Raw genomic sequence first — 20,576 nt, forward strand, 5'->3', positions numbered from 1 at the left:
CGTTCCGCGGATGCGCGTCACAGGATTCGCCACCAGCGTCACCGCGCTCTATCGTTCACCGGAACGATTACCAGGAGGGGTCACCCCGAATGCAGCCCATCGTCCAGCCACCCGAACCCGACCGCACGGCGCGCGCCGAGCGCCGGCCCAGCCGCCGCACGCTCCTGACGGGTGCGGCGGGTCTCGCCGGCCTCGGCCTGCTCACCCTCACCGGGTGCAGCTCCGGTGCGAGCGCGGGGACCGTCAGCATCCCCGAGCAGGCCGCGACCGGCACCGCCCGACGCGGGGGCCGGCTCCGCATCGCCCGGCCGGCCGCATCGGCGGCGGAGACGCTCGACTCCGCCAGCTCGCTCTCCGCGTACGAGTACCTCGGCGCGCTCTACAACCGGCTCGTGAAGCTCGACGAGTCCGGGGAGACCGTCCCCGACCTCGCGCGGGAGTGGTCCGCGAACGCCGACGGCACCGTGTGGACGTTCCACCTGCGCCGCGGCGTCCGGTTCCACGACGGCTCCCGCTTCGACGCGGACGACGCCGTCGCCAGCATCCGGCACATCCTCGACGAGAAGACCGGGTCGCCGCAGGCCGGGGTGCTCGGCGAGGTGATGGACGCGAACTCGATGCGCGCCGTGGACCCGTACACGCTCCGCTTCGACCTGACGAAGCCGAACGCCGAGTTCCCCTCGCTCCTCACCGCGTACCAGTGCTACATCGTCCCGGCCGACGCGATCGCCACGATCGGCCGGACCGGGATCGGCACCGGGCCCTTCCGGCTCTCCGCCTTCACGCCCGCCGGCGCCGGCAGCGTCGAGGCCTTCGACGACCACTTCGCCGGGCGACCGGCACTCGACGGCATCGACTTCTACTCGATCCAGGACACCACCGCCCGCGTGAACGCGCTGTTGGCCGGACAGATCGACCTGATCTCGCAGACGAACCTGGACTTCGCGACGGCGCGGGTGGTGGCCGCGTCCGACCGTGCCACGGTCGCCCGTTCGGTGAACGCGCAGTGGTACACGATCCCGATGCTCGCCACGAGCGACGAGTTCCGTGACCCGATGGTGCGGCAGGCGATGAAGCTCGCCTACGACCCGAAGCGCATCGTGGAGACGGCCCTGCAGGGGACCGGATCGCCGGGGTGGGACAACCCGGTACCGCCGCAGCTCGCCGCGTTCCTCGACGAACCGCGCGAGTACGACCCGGACAAGGCGAAGCGCCTGCTGCAGCAGGCCGGACGGGAGGGCCTCCGCACCTCGATCTACACGTCCAGCTACGAGTCGGTCTTCACCCCGCTCGCGGTCGCGTACCGCGACCAGGTCGCGGACGCCGGCATCGACCTGACGGTCCGCAACGCGTCCTCGGACTCCTACTACACGCAGATCTGGATGCAGAAGCCGCTGATGGTGAGCTACTGGTTCACCGGGCGCCCGATCGACCAGCTGCTCAACCAGATCTTCCGGTCGGGGTCGTCGTACAACGAGAGCGCGTGGTCGAACAGCGCGTTCGACACGCTGCTCGACGAGGCCCGCGCCCAGATGGACGACGCCAAGCGCAAGACGCTGTACCAGGACGCCCAGCGACTCGTCGTCGCGGACGGCGCCGACATGACCCCGATGTTCGGCGACCGCCTGGTGGGGCTCTCCCGTGACGTCGTCAACTACGCCGAGTTCGGTTTCGAGTTCGACTACCTCCGGATCGGACTGCGCCGATGACCGTCCTGCTCCCCGTCCTCCGCCGCGTCGGCATCGCCGTGCTGACCGTGGTGCTCGCCTCGCTCTTCGTGTTCCTGGCCGTGCAGGCGCTGCCCGGCGACGTCGCGCAGCAGCTGCTCGGACAGAACGCCACCCCGGCCGCCGTCAAGCAGCTCCGCGAGACGCTCGGTCTCGACCAGAACGTGTGGCTCCGGTACGGGCAGTGGCTCGTCGGGGCGGCGCACGGCGACTTCGGCATCTCGCTCGTCAGCGGGGAGCCGGTCGCGCCGACGCTGTTCACCGCGTTCCGGAACAGCATGCTCATCGCCGTGCCCGCGATGCTCGTCGGTGTCACGCTCTCGTTGACGCTCGGCGTCGTGGCCGGTGTGCGTCGTGGCCGTCCGAGCGACCGGGTGATCTCGATCGTCAGCCTGGTCGTGATGAGCGTGCCGGAGTTCATGGTCGCCACCGTGCTCGTGCTGCTCTTCGCGATCGGCATCCCGCTGTTCCCGGCCGTGGTGCTCCGCGGCAGCGACGCCACGGTCGGCGAACTCCTGCCGACGATCTGGTTGCCGATCATCGTGCTGACCCTGGCGATGGCCGCCTACATCGTGCGGACCGCCCGGTCGTCGACGATCGACGTGATGGCGTCCGAGTTCGTCACGACCGCCGAGCTCAAGGGCCTGACGATGCGCCGGGTGGTGTGGAAGCACGCGGTGCCGAGCGCGCTGCTGCCGACGCTCAACGTCGTCGCGCTCAACGTCGCGTGGCTCCTCGGCGGGGTGGTGGTCGTGGAGAACGTCTTCAACTACCCGGGCATGGGCAAGCTCATGCTCGAGTCCGTCTTCAACCGGGACCTGCCGACGATCGAGGCGATCGCGCTCCTCAGCGCCGTCGTCTACGTGATCTGCAACCTCGCGGCCGACCTCGTCGCCCTGGCGCTCGACCCGCGACTCCGCACCCGCCAGCGTCGCACCCGAGTCCGCCCGCCGGCACGACGGGTCACCCGCACCCGGTCGAACGAAGGGACCGCAGCATGACCGCCATCGCGACCGGACTGCGGAGCGTCACGACGCCCCTCCGCTCCTCCACGGCCCTGAGCATCGGCCTCGGACTCATCGCCCTGCACCTGGTGCTCGCGGTGCTGGCGCCCCTGATCGCCGTGCACGACCCCGTCGCGACGGACTCGACGAACGTCCTCGCCGGCCCGGAGTGGACGCACTGGCTCGGCACCGACCAGTACGGCCGCGACATCCTGTCCCGCACGCTGAACGGCGGCCGGTACGCCCTGCTGGTGACCTTCCTGGCGACGACCATCGCGGTCGCCGTCGGCACGGTCCTCGGTGCGGTCACCGCGTACGCCGACAACTGGTTCGACGAGGTCGTCATGCGGATCGTCGACGCCCTGCTGAGCGTGCCGTCGATCCTCGCGCTGCTGGTCGTCGTGACCGTCTTCGACGCGGGACTCTGGGTGATCGTGCTCGCCGTCACGATCGTCTACGCCCCGGCCGTGACCCGCGTGGTGCGGGGCGCCGCCCGGACCGTGATCACGCAGGACTACGTCACCGCGGCGCGTGCCCGCGGGGAGAAGCCGCTGTCGATCGTGTTCCGCGAGATCCTGCCGAACGTGCTCGACGTGGTCCTCGTGGAGTACGCGATGCGGGCGTCCTGGATCGTGCTCCTGGTCGCGTCGCTGTCCTTCCTCGGCTTCGGGGCGAACCCGCCGACCCCGGACTGGGGCCTCATGGTGCAGGAGAACCGCACCGCCCTCACCGTCGTGCCCCTGGGCACGCTGGCACCGATCGTGGCGCTGGCGACGCTCGTGGTCGGCCTCAACCTCGCCGCGGACGGGCTGAGCAAGTCGCTCGGCGTCGATCGCGCCACGCAGGGAGCAACGAGCGCATGACCGACACGACCACCCGGACGACCGCCGAGCCCGTGCGCGTCGACGACCTCGCGATCTCCTACGCCGCCGGTCGGACCGAGGTCCCCGTCGTGCGCGGCGTCTCGTTCACGATCGCCGCCGGGCGCACGCTGGGTCTCGTCGGGGAGTCCGGCAGCGGCAAGTCCACCGTCGCCCGGACGCTCCTCGCGCACCTCCGCACCGGGTCCCGGATCGTCGGCGGCACCGTCACGGTCGCCGACCAGGACGTCTTCGCCCTGACGCCGTCCGCGACCCGGGCGCTCCGCGGCGGCACCGCGTCCGTCGTCGCCCAGAACGCCGGGCAGGCCCTGACGCCGTCGATGCGCGTCGGCGAGCAGATCCGCGAGGCCCTCCGCGCCCACGGCGAACCCGACGGCCCGGAGCGGGTCGCGGAACTCGTCCGGCTCGTGCGCCTGCCGTCCCCGGAGACGATCGTCCGCCGGTACCCGCACCAGCTCTCCGGCGGCCAGCAGCAGCGCGTCGCGATCGCGATGGCCGTCGCGGCCCGGCCCCGGGTGCTCGTCCTCGACGAGCCGACCACGGCGCTCGACGTCGTCACCCAGGCGGCGGTCCTCGACCTGGTCGCCGACCTCGGCCGCGAGCTGGGCATGGCCGTCCTGCTCGTCAGCCACGACCTCGGCGTGGTGTCGGCGATGGCCGACGAGATCGCCGTCATGCGACAGGGCGAGATCGTCGAGCACCGCCCGACGGCGGCGCTCTTCGCCGATCCGCAGCACGAGTACACGCGCGCTCTGTTGGCCGCGGTGCCGGACGGGAGTCGGACGGGAGGCCCGGATCGCCTGCCGTCGAACGCGACCGTCTCCGGGACGCTCCCCTCCGGCACCACCGGCACCGAGCCTCCCGTCCGCGCCGTGGTGACCGCCCGGGACCTGGTGGTGCGCTACGGACGCGGCCTGCCGGCCGCCGTCGACGGCGTCTCCTTCGACGTCGCCGAGCGCGAGACGCTCGCCGTCGTCGGCGAGTCCGGCAGCGGCAAGTCGACGCTCGCCACCGCGCTCGCGGGGCTGGTGCCCGCCGAGTCCGGGACGTTCGCCTACGACGACGGCACGACCTCGGGGGACCTCCGCGACCCCGTCGCCGGTCGGACGCCGGACCTCCGGCGGGCGGTCCAGCTGGTGTTCCAGAACGCCGACACCTCGCTCAACCCCCGTCGGACGGTCGGCGCCGCCGTGGCGCGACCGCTCAAGCTGTTCACGGGGTCGTCGTCCCGGGCACGGGTCGACGAGCTGCTGACGCAGGTGGGGCTCGGTCCGGAGTTCGCGAGCCGACTGCCCTCGCAGCTCTCCGGCGGCCAGCGGCAGCGCGTGGGGATCGCCCGCGCGCTGGCTGCCGGGCCGAAGCTGGTGATCGCCGACGAGATCACGACCGCGCTCGACGTGCAGGTGCAGGCCGGGATCCTGTCGCTGCTGGCGGATCTGCAGCGCGAGCAGGGCCTGAGCTGCCTGTTCATCAGCCACGACCTCGCCGTCGTGCGGGGCGTGGCCGACCGCGTCGCCGTGATGACCGGCGGACGGATCGTCGAGATCGGCCCGACCGAGCGGGTCTTCGGCGGCCCGAACCACCCGTACACGCGGACGCTCCTGGCGGCGACGCTCGAGCCCGGTGTCACCGAGCTGCCGGACGTCGACGACGGGGTGCAGCACTGGCGTGACGCCGACGGCTGGACCGACCACGGCGACGGGCACCGGATCAGGAACTGGGAGGACGCATGACGGAGACGCTGACCGCCATCGGGGTGCCGGACGGCCTGCCGCCGGGCGTGACCGTGCGGGACACGTGGATCCCCATGCCGGACGGCGTGCGGCTGCACACCCGCATCTGGGCACCGGCGACCGGCGGTCCTGTCCCGGTGCTGCTGGAGTACCTGCCCTACCGGCTCGACGACTGGACGGCCCCGCGCGACTCCGAGCGGCACCCCTGGTACGCCGCGCACGGGTACGCCTCGGTGCGGGTGGACATCCGCGGCACCGGGTCGTCGGACGGGTTCTTCGACGACGAGTACAGCGAGCAGGAGCTCCGGGACGGCGAGGCCGTGATCGCCTGGCTCGCCGAGCAGCCCTGGTCGACCGGCGCCGTCGGGATGTTCGGCATCTCGTGGGGCGGGTTCAACGCGCTGCAGCTCGCCGCACGGGCCCCCGCGGCCCTCAAGGCCATCGTCACGGTGTGCTCCACCGACGACCGCTACGACAACGACGTGCACTACGTCGGCGGCGCGGTGCTCGGGATCGACATGGCGGCGTGGGGCGCGACGATGTTCGCGTTCAACTCCCGGCCGCCCAGGCCCGAGGTCGTCGGGCCGTCGTGGGTGTCCCGGTGGCGCGACCGTCTGGCGGCGAACCGGCCGATGACGCCCGTGTGGCTGGCGCACCAGACGCGGGACGACTACTGGCGCCACGGCAGTGCGTCCGAGGACTACGCGGACATCAGCGCCGCGGTCCTCGCGGTGGGCGGCTGGGCGGACCCGTACCGGGACGCCGTGCTCCGGCTCGTGGAGCACGTCGACGCCCCGGTCAAGGGCATCGTCGGGCCGTGGTCGCACCAGTACCCGGACCGGGGGCTCGCCCCGGGGCCGTCGATCGGCTTCCTGCAGGAGTCGCTGCGCTGGTGGGACCGGTGGCTTCGCGACATCGACACCGGCGTCGAGCAGGAACCGGCACTGCGGGCCTGGATCAACGACCCCGAACCGCCCGCGCCCTACTACGCCGAACGCACCGGACGCTGGGTCGGAGCGGCCTCGTGGCCGTCGACGTCCACCGCTCCCCGCGTGCTCCCGCTCGAGGCGCTGCGCGGCGGACGGGACGGCAGGGTCGTCGTCGACTCGCCGCAGGAGACCGGCGCGGACGCGGGACGGTTCTTCCCGTTCGGCAACGCGACCGACCTGCCGCCCGACCAGCGCGCCGAGGACGGCCGGTCGGTGTGCTTCGACCTGCCCGTGGACGACTCCTTCGACCTGCTCGGGAACGTGCTGGTGGACCTGTCCGTCACGAGCGACACCGCGCGGGCGAACGTGACGGTCCGGCTCTGCGACGTCGCGCCGGACGGCAGCTCCACGCTCGTCACCCGGGGTGTGCTGAACGCCGCGCGGCGGAACGGGATGGACCGCGACGACCCGCTCGAGCCGGGCACGCCGACCGTGCTGCCCGTGCGTCTCGTGTCCACCGGGCACCGGTTCGTCGCCGGTCACCGCCTGCGCGTCGCGGTGTCGACGTCGTACTGGCCGTGGGTGTGGCCGCACGGCACGGCGGCGTCGCTCGTGCTCGACCCGGCGGCGAGCACCGTGACGCTGCCGGTGTGGCACTCGGACGACGAAGTGGACGCGGCGATCCGCTTCGAGGACCCCGAGCGGTCGACACCGCTGGCGATCACCCGGGTCGAGCCGACGGACCCGCTCCCGCAGCGCACCGTCATGCACGACGTCGAGACGGGGGAGTGGACGCTCGACGTCGACCCCGGGTACGGCGGAGGCCGCGTGTACCCGGACGGCCTGGTGTTCCGCGAGGACGCCCGCGAGACCTACCGCATCCGGTCCGGCGACCCGACGTCCGCCAGCACCGTCTCGCGGTGGGCGATCGGGCTGTCGCAGGACACCTGGGCCGCGCGGGTCGAGACCTCGTCGTCGGTCACCGCGTCCGCCGAGGCGTTCCACGTCGTGAACACCGTCCGGGCATGGGCGCGGGACGGCGCCGACGCCACGGAGGAGCTCGTCGCCGAACACACGTTCCACGACGAGGTGCCGAGGACGTCGGCGTGAGCGCGACGGTACCGTCCGGCGGGTCCGCGTCCGGTGGGTCCGCCGCCGGTGGGGCCGGCGCTCCGTCCGCCGGTCGCGTCCGGCAGCGGCCGGAGGTCCGCCGCGCGATGATCGTCCGCGCCGCCCGCTCCGTGATCGTGCGGAACGGCCTCGGCGCCACGGGGCTCCGGGACATCGCGGCCGAGGCGGGCGTGTCCGTGGGGACCGTGACCTACCACTTCGCGAGCGTCGCGGAGATCCTCAACGAGGTCGTCGTCCTCGAGACCGAGCGGTTCTACGGCGCGATCGTCATCGCCGTCGACGCCGAGCCCGACCCGGTCCTGGCCCTCCGGATGCTCGTCGAGCCATTGTTCGACGACAGCGACGAGGTCCGGCAGCACTGGCGGATCTGGTCGGACTACTGGACGGCGGTCGCGCGCCGTCCGGAAGTCGCCGACGAGTACGCCGAGCGGATCCGCGTGTGGGAGGCCTGCCTGGTCCGGGTGATCCGGCGCGGTGTCGACGACGGGGTGTTCGACGCCGCCTCGAACGGCATCGACGCCTCGGTCGTGGCGCTCAAGCTCGCCGCGTACAGCGACGGTGTGGCGACCCAGCTCGCGCAGAACGCCCCGGGCCTGACGAACGCCGTCGCCCTCACCTGGATGTGGGAGTTCCTTTCACAGCAACTCGGGGTTGTTCTGAGGTAAGGCTTCCCTTACCGTTGAGTCATGGCCCGGACCCGACGACAGCCCAGCGAGCGCATCCTCATCGCAGGAGCCGTCGAGGACCTCCCGGAGATCCACCGGATGCTCGCGGAACTGCCGGAGAACGCCTACGGGCAGGTCTTCGTCGAGGTCGCCCTCGACGAGCAGGTCCGCATCCTGCCGGCACCGCCGCGCATCACCGTGACGTGGCTCGTCCGCACCGCGCGTCCCTCGGTCGTCCCGTCCCTCTGCTTCGCGGACCACGGCGAGGCCCTCGCGGCCGCCGTCATCTCGTGGGCGTCGGAGTGGTGCGTGCGCGACTGCGACCCCCGCACCTCGGTGTGGATCGGGTGCTCGGACAGCCCATGGGCCGAGCAGGCACGTGCCGCCGTCCAGGTCGAGCTCACCGACGCCGGCCAGCAGGTCGTGGTCGAGTACGGCGGGTAAGGTCAGCCTGGGCTTCCTTGCGCCGTTCAAGAAAACGGAGCATGGTGGGTCCATCGGCCAGACCGGGCGCAGGAACCCGGTGCAGCCACGAGGTAGCAGGAGGCAACCATGAGCACGAGCACCACCACGACCACGAACACCACGTCCCCGTTCTCGACGACGCCGGAGCTCGCTGCCGGGGTCGCCCAGTTCCTCGCGCCCGTCGTGATCGACCTCGAGGCGCTGGTCGTCAACGGCAAGCAGGCGCACTGGCACGTCCGTGGCCGCAACTTCATCGGCGTGCACGAGCTCCTCGACCAGATCGTCGAGCACGCGCAGGACTACGCCGACCTCGCCGCGGAGCGCATCGTCGCCCTCGGCCTGCCGGTCGACTCGCGCATCGCGACCGTCGCCGCGAACACGACGATCCCGGCCCTGTCCGAGGGCTTCCAGAACTCCGACGTCACCATCACCGAGGTCATCGCCGACATCGACGCCGCGCTCGCGCAGGTCCGTCGTGCGGTCGAGGGCCTCGACGAGGTCGACCTGAACAGCCAGGACGTCGTCATCGAGATCGAGCGCGGCCTCACCAAGGACCGCTGGTTCCTGCAGGCGCACCTCGCCGCCTGAGTCGCGACCACACCCCTGACCGGAGGCCCGGTGCCAGCTGGCACTGGGCCTCCGGTCCGTCGACGGCACCGCCCGGTCCGCGGTCGCGTCGTTCCGCCCCGTCCGTTCACCGGACCGACCGGCTCGGTTCACCTGCCTGTATCCCCGCACAGCCATCCTCGGATGGCACCCGAACGGGGGCACATGACGAGGGAACCGACATGGAACGACCGACTCCGAAGCGGCGCCGCGCGGCGCTCGCGCTCGGCGCAGCACTCATCGCGGGCGCGATCGCCCTGCCCGGTACCGCCGAGGCGGTGAGCCAGCTCGCGCTGAACCAGCCCGGCGGCGCCCAGCGCGCGGTCGGTGACCAGACGCAGGCCGTGCGCCAGGCGATCAAGAACGCGAACGCGAAGAACGTCATCCTGCTCATCGGCGACGGGATGGGCGACTCCGAGATCACGGTCGCGCGGAACTACCAGTACGGTGCGGCCGGCCGGCTGCCCGGACTCGACGCACTCCCGCTCACCGGGTCCTACACGACGTACTCGCTCGTGAAGGACGGCGCGGACAAGGGCAAGCCCGACTACGTCACCGACTCGGCGGCCTCGGGCAGCGCCTGGGCGACCGGCACGAAGACCTACGACGGGGCGATCTCGGTCGACATCGACGGCGCCCCGCAGAAGACGCTGCTCGAGCTGGCGAAGGCGAACGGCCTCCGGACCGGCAACGTCTCGACCGCCGAGATCCAGGACGCCACGCCCGCCGTGCAGGTCGCCCACGTCGGCGCCCGGAGCTGCTACGGCCCGGACACCGCGTCGTGCGGTACCGACGCCCTGCAGAACGGTGGCCTCGGGTCGATCAGCGAGCAGCTCCTGAACGCCCGTCCCGACCTGACGCTGGGCGGTGGCTCGACCAGCTTCACGCAGACGGCGAAGGCCGGGCAGTACGCGGGCGAGACGCTCTTCGACCAGGCCGCCGACCGCGGCTACCAGGTCGTCGGCGACGCCTCGGAGCTGGCCGCCGTCCGCCGCGCCGACCAGAAGCGACCGCTGCTCGGCCTGTTCACGCCGGGCAACTTCCCGACCCGCTACGCGCCGGCCACGGCGACGGTCGGCGGCGCGGACCAGGCTCCTGTGCGCTGCACGCCGAACCCCGCACGGCTGGACACCGGCCTGTCGCTGGCGTCACTCACGGACAAGTCGATCGGCCTGCTGAACCGCGGCACGTCGGGCGGCAAGGGCTTCTTCCTGCAGGTCGAGGGCGCCAGCATCGACAAGCAGGACCACGCTGCCGACGCCTGCGGCCAGATCGGCGAGACGATCGACTTCGACGAGGCCGTGCAGTCCGCGCTGGCCTTCGCGAAGAAGGACGGCAACACGCTCGTGATCGCGACGGCGGACCACGCGCACTCGAGCCAGATCGTCGACAACACCCCGCCGGCCTCGTTGTCGACCGCGCTCGTCACGGCCGACGGCACCACGATGAAGGTCTCGTACGGCACGGCCGGTGCCGGTGCGTCGCAGCAGCACACCGGCACCCAGGTGCGGATCGCCGCGTTCGGACCCGGCGCCGCGAACGTCGTGGGACTGACCGACCAGACGGACACGTTCTTCACGGTGTCGGACGCGCTCCGGCTGGACAGCGACCTCGCCGCACTGAGCCGGGGAGCCCGTGTCGAGCTCTCCGTCGGAGCCCCGCGTCCCGGGCAGCGCGTCACCCTGACCGGCAGCCGGTTCGCCGGTGACCGCCAGGTCCGGGTCGCGGTCGGCGGCACCGACCTCGGCACGGTGGACGTCATCGACGGCACGGCATCGGTGTCGTGGAACGCCGTCGCGGGCAAGGCGACCGTGACCTTCACGGGCGTGCAGTCCGGCAAGCAGGCCGCGAAGCAGGTCCGCGTGCGCTGAGCGCCGCGCCGCGCGCGGCGCGCGCCGCGCCGCGCGCGGCTAGGAAGTCGAATCGCGCGTAGGAGGTCGGAACTTTCGACCCCCTACGCGCGATTCCACTTTCCAGCGCGCAGGGGATGGGAAGGAAGAGCCACCCGTGGGATCAGGCTGGCTCCCCGTCGGGTGTGCCCGCCGAGGTCTCCCGGATGCGCCGCACGACCGCGCTCGTGGAGTGTTCCGGCACGTAGTCGACCATGACCACCTCGCCGCCGTAGCCGCGGACCACCTCGGTCTCGCGGAGCATCTCGGGGGAGTAGTCCCCGCCCTTGACGTACACGTCGGGGCGGACCCGTTCGATCAGGGGGATCGGGGTGTCCGTGGCGAAGACGGTGACCAGGTCGACGCAGGCGAGCGCCGCCAGCACCCCGGCGCGGTCCTCGGCCGTGTTGATCGGCCGCTCCGGGCCCTTCAGGCGGCGGACCGAGTCGTCGTCGTTCAGCGCGACGACGAGCAGGTCGCCCAGTTCCTTCGCCTGGCGCAGGTACGAGGTGTGACCGCGGTGCACGACGTCGAAACAGCCGTTCGTGAAGACCACGCGGCGGCCGTCGCGGTGGGCCTGCTCGACCGCTGCGGCCAGGTCGTCGTGGTCGACGACGGTCTCTGCCGGCGCCTCGACCGAACGGAGCAGGGCGACCGCGTCGCACGTGGACGTCCCGGCCTCGAGGACGACGACGTCGGCCGCCGCCTGGGCGAAGGTCACTGCCTCGCGCGCCCGAGCGCCGACGGCGAGCGCGACCGACGCGGCGGCGCAGAACGTGTCGCCGGCACCGGACGCCTGCTGCTCGGACGCCGGTGTCGCCCGGGTGCGGAAGCCCTGGTCCGCACCGTGTTCGAGCAGCACGGTGCCGTCGCGGTCGAGCGTGACGACGACGGCGGCCGCGCCGGTGACCTCGAGGAGACGGTCACGGGCCCCGACGACGGTGGCGGCTCGATCCGTGCCCTGGTCGAGCGCGAGGTCGGCGAGCCCGGCGGCCTCGGCGGCGTTCGGCGTGACGAGGTCCGGGCGCAGGTCGTGCCAGCCCCGGAGGTCGTGGGCGTCGACCACGACGACGTCCGGGCGGTGCGCCTCGAGCACCGGCAGGATCGACTCCGGCGTGACCCCGAGCCCGTAGTCGCACACGACGGCGGCGTCGGCCCCGTGCACCGCGCGGGCGACCGCGTCGGCGAGCTGGTCGGTGTGGTCGTCGGTCGGTGTGCTCGCGAGGTCGTCGACGCGGACCACCACGCGGTCGCCGCCGACGATCCGGGACTTCGAGGTCGTCGTGGCACCGGTGATCCGGACCATGAACGCGGTGTCCACGCCGGACGCCGCGAGCCGGTCGAGCAGGACCGTGCCCGCCTCGTCGTCACCGACGATGCCGACCATCCGGACGCGGGCACCGAGCGTGCGGGCGTTCACCGCCGTGTTCGCCGCGCCCCCGGGGACCGCGACGGTCTCGGTGACGCGGACCACCGGCGCGGGTGCCTCGCGGGAGACGCGTTCGGCCTCGCCGATGGTCCAGCGGTCGAGGATGCAGTCGCCGATGACGACGACCAGCGGTTCCCGGTCGTCGATGCGTCCGATGAGGTCGCGGACCAGGCGGACGTCGGCGGTCACCGGTCGAACCCCTCGGCGCCGGCGGTCGTGTCGGTGGACGTCGGCGTGGGCGCTGCCGACGCCGCGGCTAGGGCCGGCTCGAGGTGCACGACCGTGGTCGTCGTCATTTCGTCGAGCAGGTGCGGCCCGTAACCGAAGCCCGCGCCGGACGCGCCCCGGGGCTCCGCGCTCCCGCCCGGCGCGCCGCCGAACACGGCGTTCACCTTGACCGTGCCGACGGGCAGCGTGGCCGCGGCGCGCAGTGCGTTCGCGGTGTCGTTCGTCAGGACGGTCGCGGCGAGCCCGTAGCGGTCGGCGGCGGCCAGGCGGATCCCCTCGTCGAACGAGTCGACGATCCGCACGGGGGCGATCGGTCCGAAGGTTTCCTCGGTGAGCGCGAGCGCGTCGTCCGGGACACCGGTGAGGACGGTCGCCGGGTAGAACGTGCCGTCGCCCTCGGGCACGACGCCACCGGCCAGCACGGTCGCACCACGGGACACCGCGTCGTCGACGTGCTGCTGGACGACGTTCCGGAGCCGTTCGTCGACGAGCGGCCCGTACTCGGCGGCGGGCAGCGCGGTACGACGTCCGGCCTCGGCGACGAGCGCGTGGACGAAGGCCTCGGCCACGTCCCGGTGGACGTACACGCGCTCGACGCTCGTGCAGATCTGGCCGGTGTTCGCGAAGGCGCCGAGCGCGGTCTGCGCCGCCGCCCACACCGGGTCGACGTCGGCGTCCACGACGACGGCGTCGTTGCCGCCGTTCTCGCGGATCACGTGGGCGCGGGTCCTGGTGGCCGCCTCGGCGAGCCGGTCCCCGGTCGCGGTCGAACCGACGTGCGCGTACACCGCGATGCCGTCCTCGGTGAGGAGCGCTGCGCCGGTGCTCCCGTCGCCGTCGACCCCCACCAGGACGCCGTCGGGCAGCGCCTCGGCGAGCAGTTCGTTGAGCCGCGCGATGGTCGCCGGGCAGCGCTCGCTGCCCTTGTGCACGACGGTGTTGCCGGTGACGACGGCCGCGCCGATGATCCCGAGGGCGACGGCCACGGCGTCGTTCCACGGGGTCAGGGCGAGCACGACACCGCGCGGGTGCGGGATGGTCCAGTCTGCGGCACCGTGCTGGCCGCGGAGGGACTCGCCGCGGTGCAGCGGCCCGAGCTCGGCGTACTGCAGGAGCGTGCCGATGCCGGCCTCGACCCCGCCGAGGGCGTCACCGGGGACCTTCCCGGTCTCGCGGGTGTTCAGCTCGGCCAGCTCCTCGGCGTGCTCGCGGACGAGTTCGGCGGCGGTCCGGAGCAGTGCGCCGCGATCAGCGGGAGCGGTGCGCGACCAGGTCGGGAACGCGGCACGGGCGCGGGCCACGGCGTCGTGGAGCTGATCGGGCGTCGCCACGGGCGTGGTCGACGCCACCGAGCCGGTCACCGGGTCGAGGACGACCATCTGGGTCGTTGCGGGGGCTTCGAGCGTCATGCGCGTCCTTCTCGGATCGGGGACTGGACGGGGCTTCCGACGGTGCGCGGACGTCCCTGGGCACGGTCACGGGCACTGCGTTCCGCGGACGAGCCCGGCAGCGCTCCCGGTGACGCCTCGGTAGACAGGGCCGATCGACGGAGCCGGACCCGGGTCCGATCGACGGGCGAGACGAAGGAGAGCGCGGACGTGGTGCGGATCGGCAACGGCGGCGAACGGTTCGAGGGGGTCCGCGAGATCGCGGTGCTCCGCGGCGGCGGTCTCGGTGACCTGATGTTCGCGGTGCCGGCGATCGAGGCACTCGCCGCCGCGTACCCCGAGGCCCGCCTGACCCTGCTCGGCACCCCGGCCGCCGCGGCACTGCTCGACGGACGCACCGACGCGGTGCACGCCTTCGAGGAGCTCCCGGTCTCCCCGGGCGTCCGCGACTCCGGCGACGGGGCTCCGAGCCTGGCGGACTTCACGACGCGCCTGCACGGACGGTTCGACCTCGCCGTCCAGCTGCACGGCGGCGGACGCAACTCGAACCCGTTCCTGCTCCGGCTCGGCGCCCGGCACACGGTGGGCACCGCGACCGAGGACGCCGAGGTCCTGGAACGCTGGGTCCGCTACGTGTACTACCAGCACGAGGTGCTCCGGGGGCTCGAGGTCGCGGGACTCGCCGGAGCCGACCCGGTCACGCTCGACCCACGCATCCGGGTCACCGATGCCGAGCGCGCGGCCGTCCGGGACCGGTTCGGCGTCACGCGGAACCTGGTCGCGATGCACCCCGGCGCCACGGACCCCCGCCGGCGCTGGAGCCCCGACCACTTCGCCGCCGTGGCCCGCGCCCGCCTCGAGGCGGGGGACGACGTGGTCCTGGTCGGCGACGACTCCGACCGCCCCGCGGCGACCGCCATCGTCGACGCGGTCGGCCCGACGGGTGCCGCACGCCTGCACGACCTGGTCGGGACGCTGCCCCTCGCGGAACTCCCCGCGGTGCTCGGCGCCGCCGACGTGATGGTCGGGGACGACTCCGGCCCGCGGCACATCGCCCTGGCCACGGGTGCCAGGACGGTCGGCGTGTTCTGGTTCGGCAACGTGATCAACGCCGGCCCGCTCGACCGCGGTCGGCACCGGGTGCTCATGAGCTTCGTCACGCGCTGCCCGGTCTGCGGGATCGACGTCACCCAGGTCGGGTGGACCGCCGAGCGCTGCGAGCACGACCCGTCCTACGTCGACGAGGTGACACCGGACCGCGTGCTCGCCGAGGTCGAGGACCTCCTCGGCACCCGCTGACGGCCGCCGCCCGAGACGGGGCAGGAGACGGACGGGAGGCCCGGTGCCAGCTGGCACCGGGCCTCCCGTCCGTCGTCTGGTGGCGACCACCGCGTCACGGCCAGCTGGGCTCCGTGGCCGGCATGATCGAGAGCTCGCGGATCTCGCAGCCCGCGGGCTGCGACAGCGCGAACAGGATCGCGTTCGCGACGTACGACGGCTCGATGAGCTGCGCGTCCGGCCCCGGCTTGTACTGCTCGGTGCGGTCGGCGAAGAAGTTCGTGCGCATGCCGGCCGGGATCACGTTGGTGACGCCGACCGTGTCGGCGGTCTCGGCCGCGAGGGCCTGGGAGAACCCGCGGACGCCGAACTTCGACGCCGAGTAGGCGGTGCCGTCGCCGACACCGCGCAGCGCCAGCGAGGACGAGATCGTCACGACGCGGCCGTGGGTGGCCTCGAGCGTCGGGAGGGCCGCTCGGACGACCGCGGCGGTGCCGAGCAGGTTCACCCCGACGATGCGCTCCCAGTCGGTGGCGGAGAGCCCGCCGATCGGGGCGGGCTTGTCGATCCCGGCGGCGGTGACGACGGCGTCGAGACCGCCGTGGCGCTCGGCAGCGTCGCGGACCGCCTGCTCGGTGGCGGCGGTGTCCGTCACGTCGACCGCGACCGCGTCGATGCCGTCGGCGACGCCGTCCACCCGGAGGTCGAGGACGATCGGGGTGCCGCCGGCCTCGGCGACGGCGTCGACGACGGCCGCTCCGAGTCCGGAAGCGCCGCCGGTGACGAGGACGCGGCCGATGGGCGTGGTGGGGACGGGCATGTGGTTCCTCTCGTGGGGTGGAGCCGTCGACGGGCGTCGACGGCTCGGGACGGTCGGCGCAGCGTCAGCCGACCGCGGCGAGCGCCGAGGCGAGTCGTGTGGTGGAGCGGCCGGGGTGGAACGGGACGGTGACGACCCGACCGCCCCACTCGGCGAGCGTGACGGCCTCGGGGAGTTCGTCCGCGCTGTAGTCGCCGCCCTTCGCCCAGACGTCCGGGCGGAAGCGGCGCAGGGCCTCGTCCGGCGTGGTCTCGTCGAAGACCACGACGGCGTCGACGCAGTCCAGCGCGAGGAGCAGTTCGACGCGGTCGTCCTGCGTCATGATCGGCCGGTCCGGTCCCTTGAGCTCCCGGACGGAGTCGTCCGAGTTGAGGCACACGACCAGGCAGTCGCCGAGCGCCCGCGCCGCCGACAGCGTCCTGGCGTGGCCGGCGTGCAGCAGGTCGAAGCACCCGCCGGTGGCGACGACGGTCCCGCCGCCGCTCCGGACCTCGTGCACGACCCGCAGGGCGTCGCGGTCGGCGCCGGGGACGACGACGGGGGTCGGCGCGGCGTCGGCGAGCAGCGATGTCACACCGCCGGCGGCGAGGTAGGCGGACGCGTCGGCGACCCCGGCGGCGACGGCGTCGGGGACGTCGGCGCCGCGGGCCAGGGCGACGGCGACCCCGGCGGCGAGCCGGTCACCGGCGCCGCAGGGGTCACCGGCGGACACGGTCGGTGCCGGCACGAACCGGCTGTCCGTGCCGCGCGCGGTCCGGCGTCCGACCAGGGCGCCGCGGTCCCCGAGCGTGACGGCGACCGCGCCGACGTCCCAGGTGTCGACGAGCGCCGCGGCGGCGTCGGTGGCGAAGGGCACGCCCACGCCGTCCAGTGCGGTGGAGCGACGGGCCTCGGCGGCGTTCGGGGTGGCGACGGCGATCCCGGGGACGGGGTCGGCGCCCTTCGGGTGCGGGTCCCAGACGACGGGCGTGTGTGCGGCGACGCGGGCGATGGCGTCGCGGAGCACCGGTGCCGCGGCGACGCCTCGTCCGTAGTCGGCGACGACGACGGCGTCGACCTCGTCGAGGGCTCCGGCCATGGCGTCGGTCACGGCCGGGACGGGCGGGGTGTCGCAGCCCTCGTCGATCCGGACCAGGGCGTGGTCGCCGACGCGGACGCGGGTCTTCACGGGGGTGGCGACGCCGGAGGGTCCGGCGACGATGCGGACGTCGGGCAGGAGCGCACGGAGGGCCGTCGCGTGGTCGTCGTCACCGAGCACGGTGACGAGGGTCACGTCGTGCCCGTCCTTCGCGAGCATCGTGGCGACGAGTCCGGCACCGCCGGCGCGGCGGTCGTCGGTGCGCACGTCGACCACGGGGACCGGGGCGTCCGGGCTGAGGCGTTCGCTGGTACCGCTGACGTCCACGTCGAGGAGGGTGTCCCCGACCACCGCGATGCGGAGCCGGACCGCACCCGGGGTCACCGTCGGCCCCCGCGTCGGAGCGCCGGTTCCATGGCGGTGCAGAGCGCGTGCACGAGCACGAGCTGTGCCTCCTGGACGTTCGCGGATGGACCGTCGATGCAGATCGCGTCGTCGACCGCGTCGGCGAGCGGGTTCGCCCGCGGCCCGGTCATCGCGAGCGAACGTGCACCGACGGCCCGCGCCGCTGCCGCAGCGGTCAGCAGGTTCGGGCTCCTGCCGCTGGTGCTGAGCAGCACGACCACGTCCCCGGCCCTGGCGTGCGCCCGGACCTGCCGCGCGAACACCTCGTCGAAGCCGTAGTCGTTCCCGATCGCCGTGACCGCGGAGGTCTCGGCGTGCAGGGAGATCGCCGAGTACGCGGGGCGGTCCCCGTCGAACCGGCCGGTGAGCTCGGACGTCAGGTGCTGCGCCTCCGCGGCGGACCCGCCGTTGCCCGCGGCGAGCAGGCGCCGCCCGGCGACGAGCCGCGACGCGATGTCGTCGGCCCACGCGGCGATGTGGTCGCCGTGCTCGACGAGCGACGCGATGACGGGCACCGACGCCGCGATGTGGTCGAGCACCGCCCGTGCGCTGTCGCTCATCCGCTCGGTGGTGTCGAGGGCGCCGGCCCCGGCCCCGTGCTGATCGATCGTCATCGTGCTGTCCTCTCCGTCGCACGGACGGTCCGGGCGCGCGTGGCCCGGGCCGACGTCCGGGGCGCGAGGGCCGCGCCGCCGATCAGTCGCTCGTACACCCGCTCGGTGTCCGTCGCGACCCTGGTCCACGCGTAGCGGGACTCGACCCGCTCGCGTCCTGCTGCGCCGTACGCCGCCGCCCGCGCGGGGTCGTCCAGGAGCGCCGCGACGGCAGCCGCCACCGCGCTCTCCTCCCGCGGCGGTACGTGCAGCCCGGTCGCGTCCTCCACGACGGTGTCGATGAGGCCGCCGACCTGCGACGCCACGACCGGTCGGCCGCACGCCATCGCCTCGAGCGGCACGATGCCGAACGGCTCGTACCAGGGCGCGCAGACGACGACGTCGGCGCTCCGGTACACCGCGGGCATCTCGTCCTGGCCGAGCTGGCCGCGGAAGGAGACGTGGTCGCGGACGCCGAGCGAGCGGGCGAGGGCGTCGAGTCGCTGGTACTCCGGGTCGTCCGCCAGGTCGGCGCCCGCGGTGCCGGCACCGCCGACGACGACCAGTTCGACGTCCCGCCCCTCGGCCACCAGCGCGGCGAGTGCGGCGATCGTGGTGCCGACGCCCTTCCGACGGACCAGCCGCGAGGCGGTCAGGATCCGCGCGGATCGGCCGCGCTCCTCGACGGGCCCGGTCGGCCGGAACCGGTCGACGTCGACCCCGCAGGGCACGACGGAGATCGCGTGCAGCGGGACGCCGAGCGCCTTCAGCTCGAAGGCCTCGTCGGAGCACGTCGCGACGACCTGGTCCACGCCACGCCCCACCGCGGGCTCGGCCCACTCGCGTTCGGCCGGACTGGTGTCCGCGGAGCCCTGGTGCCGACGTTTGACCACCCCGAGCGCGTGGAACGTCTGCACGATCGGGATCCGGGTGCCGCCGGTCCTGGCCTGCACCTGGGTGACGGCGTCGAGCGCCGCGTGGCCGGACATCCAGAAGTGGCCGTGCACCACGTCGGGGCGGTCGACGAACCACGCTGCGGCGAGCGCCTGGGCGAAGGTCGCCATGAACGGGAAGAGCTCGTCCTTCGGCACGCTCCTGGCGGGCCCGGCATCGACGTGCACGACCTCCACACCGGGGCGGAGCGCCACGCGCGCGGGCAGGCCGGCGTCGTCGCGGCGCGTGTAGACGGTGACCTGGTGGCCCAGGTCGGCGAGCGCGCCGGACAGTGCGGCGACGTGCACGTTCTGCCCGCCGGCGTCGACCCCGCCGAGCACGGCGAGCGGGCTGGCGTGCTCGGAGACCATCGCGATCCTCATCGGGTGCTCCCTTCCAGAGCGGGACTCGTGGTGCGTCGTGCGCGCCGGTGGCGGGACACGACGTCGTCGAGGAGTTGGTCCCAGTCCGCGCTGAACCGGGCGAGCGAGTGCCGTGCGAGCGCAGCTTCCCGGGCGACGGCTCCCCGACGGCGCGCCTCGTCCGGGTCGTCGACGAGCAGCCGGGAGGCCCGGGTCAGCTCCGCCACGTCGGTCGCGATCGCGCCGGCGTCGGCGGGCACGGTGCGCACCGCGTCGGTCGTCGCGAGGACCAGGACGGGCATCGCCAGGTGCATGGCCTCGATGAGGGAGAGCCCGAGCGACGTCCAGCGGTGCGGGTGCAGGTACGCCCGGCGTTCGGCGAGTGCCGCGTGCATGGGATCGGGCGCGACGTCGCCGAGTCCGACGAGCCGGTCGCCGTGGCCGAGGTCCGCGAGGTGCTCGGTGCCCATGCCGAACACGTCGACCGGGGCGACGTCGGCGAACCGGGGGAGCAGGTCCGTCCCGACGACGCGGTTGCGGCGGACGGGCTCGTTGATCACCGCGCCGAACCGCTCGAGCCGGCCGCTGTAGAGCGGGCCGGGGTCGACGACGCCGTGCTCGACGACGGTGGTCCTGGTGGAGCCGCAGTCCCACATCAGGGCGTTCCAGTGCGTCACGTGCGCGATGGTCACGTCGTCGTGGTCGCGGAACGGGTGCAGGCTGTCCGGGACGTCGAGCCTCGGGGCGTTGTGCTCCACGAACACCATCGGCACGTCACGGCCGCCGAGGAGCGTCCTGGCGACCTCGGCCTCCTCGGTGCGCTGCAGCACGACGACGTCCACGTCGGCGTCGGCGACGTCCTCCGGGGCGATCTCGACGACGTTCGGCCAGTCGCGCCCACCGGTCCCGAGGCCCCACGCGTCGCGTGCGGGCGTGGTCGGCACGAGGTAGACGTGCGGGCCGCGGACGAAGGCGTCCGTCCAGCCGCCGTGCACGTGCCAGAGGAGGATGCGCATGCCGGCCCTTCCGGTC

Annotated in this window: 17 protein-coding genes; 10 read left to right on the top strand and 7 right to left on the bottom strand. The window is 73.5% G+C overall.

Annotation, left to right across the window (positions count from 1 at the left end; genetic code table 11):
• Positions 1-89 precede the first annotated feature (89 nt).
• The 9 genes from ACIPJY_RS02305 (at position 90) to phoA (ending at position 11,012) form a co-directional block, all read left to right on the top strand.
• On the top strand, positions 90-1,709 hold the full coding sequence (locus ACIPJY_RS02305; protein ID WP_400459983.1) for an ABC transporter substrate-binding protein: 1,620 nt from the start codon (positions 90-92) through the stop codon (positions 1,707-1,709).
• On the top strand, positions 1,706-2,728 hold the full coding sequence (locus ACIPJY_RS02310) for an ABC transporter permease (protein ID WP_400459981.1): 1,023 nt from the start codon (positions 1,706-1,708) through the stop codon (positions 2,726-2,728). The genes ACIPJY_RS02305 and ACIPJY_RS02310 overlap by 4 nt, the downstream gene beginning before the upstream one ends.
• Positions 2,725-3,594, top strand: a complete 870-nt coding sequence (locus ACIPJY_RS02315) for an ABC transporter permease (RefSeq protein ID WP_400459978.1) — start codon at positions 2,725-2,727, stop codon at positions 3,592-3,594. The genes ACIPJY_RS02310 and ACIPJY_RS02315 overlap by 4 nt, the downstream gene beginning before the upstream one ends.
• The gene (locus ACIPJY_RS02320) at positions 3,591-5,345 is read left to right on the top strand and encodes a dipeptide ABC transporter ATP-binding protein (RefSeq protein WP_400459975.1); all 1,755 of its coding nucleotides are present in this window, start codon (positions 3,591-3,593) and stop codon (positions 5,343-5,345) included. The genes ACIPJY_RS02315 and ACIPJY_RS02320 overlap by 4 nt, the downstream gene beginning before the upstream one ends.
• The gene (locus tag ACIPJY_RS02325; RefSeq protein WP_400459972.1) at positions 5,342-7,384 is read left to right on the top strand and encodes a CocE/NonD family hydrolase; all 2,043 of its coding nucleotides are present in this window, start codon (positions 5,342-5,344) and stop codon (positions 7,382-7,384) included. The genes ACIPJY_RS02320 and ACIPJY_RS02325 overlap by 4 nt, the downstream gene beginning before the upstream one ends.
• A complete protein-coding gene (locus ACIPJY_RS02330; protein ID WP_400459969.1) occupies positions 7,381-8,070 on the top strand; it encodes a TetR/AcrR family transcriptional regulator in 690 nt (229 codons plus the stop codon). The genes ACIPJY_RS02325 and ACIPJY_RS02330 overlap by 4 nt, the downstream gene beginning before the upstream one ends.
• A 21-nt stretch (positions 8,071-8,091) precedes the next feature.
• Positions 8,092-8,514, top strand: coding sequence for an SIP domain-containing protein (locus ACIPJY_RS02335; protein ID WP_400459966.1), 423 nt, complete (start codon positions 8,092-8,094; stop codon positions 8,512-8,514).
• A gap of 108 nt (positions 8,515-8,622) precedes the next feature.
• Complete coding sequence (locus ACIPJY_RS02340; RefSeq protein WP_400459963.1) at positions 8,623-9,123, top strand: Dps family protein; 501 nt, start codon at positions 8,623-8,625, stop codon at positions 9,121-9,123.
• Positions 9,124-9,323: 200 nt separating this feature from the next.
• On the top strand, positions 9,324-11,012 hold the full coding sequence (phoA, locus tag ACIPJY_RS02345; protein ID WP_400459960.1) for an alkaline phosphatase: 1,689 nt from the start codon (positions 9,324-9,326) through the stop codon (positions 11,010-11,012).
• A gap of 142 nt (positions 11,013-11,154) precedes the next feature.
• Here phoA and rfaE2 read toward each other — a convergent pair whose 3' ends face one another.
• A complete protein-coding gene (rfaE2, locus tag ACIPJY_RS02350) occupies positions 11,155-12,648 on the bottom strand; it encodes a D-glycero-beta-D-manno-heptose 1-phosphate adenylyltransferase (RefSeq protein WP_400459957.1) in 1,494 nt (497 codons plus the stop codon).
• Positions 12,645-14,096, bottom strand: coding sequence for an aldehyde dehydrogenase family protein (locus ACIPJY_RS02355; RefSeq protein ID WP_400459954.1), 1,452 nt, complete (start codon positions 14,094-14,096; stop codon positions 12,645-12,647). Before ACIPJY_RS02355 ends, rfaE2 begins: the two co-directional genes overlap by 4 nt.
• Positions 14,097-14,285: 189 nt before the next feature.
• Between ACIPJY_RS02355 and ACIPJY_RS02360 the strand changes: the two genes are divergently transcribed.
• The gene (locus ACIPJY_RS02360) at positions 14,286-15,374 is read left to right on the top strand and encodes a glycosyltransferase family 9 protein (protein ID WP_400459951.1); all 1,089 of its coding nucleotides are present in this window, start codon (positions 14,286-14,288) and stop codon (positions 15,372-15,374) included.
• A gap of 94 nt (positions 15,375-15,468) precedes the next feature.
• Here the strand turns inward: ACIPJY_RS02360 and ACIPJY_RS02365 are convergent, their stop codons facing one another.
• The 5 genes from ACIPJY_RS02365 to ACIPJY_RS02385 form a co-directional block, all read right to left on the bottom strand.
• Entirely contained in the window at positions 15,469-16,173 is a 705-nt protein-coding gene (locus tag ACIPJY_RS02365; protein ID WP_400459948.1) for an SDR family oxidoreductase, read from the bottom strand.
• A 64-nt stretch (positions 16,174-16,237) separates the two neighbouring features.
• Positions 16,238-17,635, bottom strand: a complete 1,398-nt coding sequence (locus ACIPJY_RS02370) for a PfkB family carbohydrate kinase (RefSeq protein WP_400459945.1) — start codon at positions 17,633-17,635, stop codon at positions 16,238-16,240.
• Positions 17,632-18,270: an SIS domain-containing protein gene (locus ACIPJY_RS02375; protein ID WP_400459942.1), complete on the bottom strand. Its 639-nt coding sequence runs from the start codon at positions 18,268-18,270 to the stop codon at positions 17,632-17,634. Before ACIPJY_RS02375 ends, ACIPJY_RS02370 begins: the two co-directional genes overlap by 4 nt.
• Positions 18,267-19,565, bottom strand: coding sequence for a glycosyltransferase (locus ACIPJY_RS02380; RefSeq protein ID WP_400459939.1), 1,299 nt, complete (start codon positions 19,563-19,565; stop codon positions 18,267-18,269). Before ACIPJY_RS02380 ends, ACIPJY_RS02375 begins: the two co-directional genes overlap by 4 nt.
• Positions 19,562-20,560: a glycosyltransferase gene (locus ACIPJY_RS02385; protein ID WP_400459936.1), complete on the bottom strand. Its 999-nt coding sequence runs from the start codon at positions 20,558-20,560 to the stop codon at positions 19,562-19,564. Before ACIPJY_RS02385 ends, ACIPJY_RS02380 begins: the two co-directional genes overlap by 4 nt.
• Positions 20,561-20,576: the final 16 nt, after the last annotated feature.

Origin of the sequence: Curtobacterium sp. NPDC090223, from assembly GCF_044746585.1 — a bacterium.
Taxonomy (GTDB): domain Bacteria; phylum Actinomycetota; class Actinomycetes; order Actinomycetales; family Microbacteriaceae; genus Curtobacterium.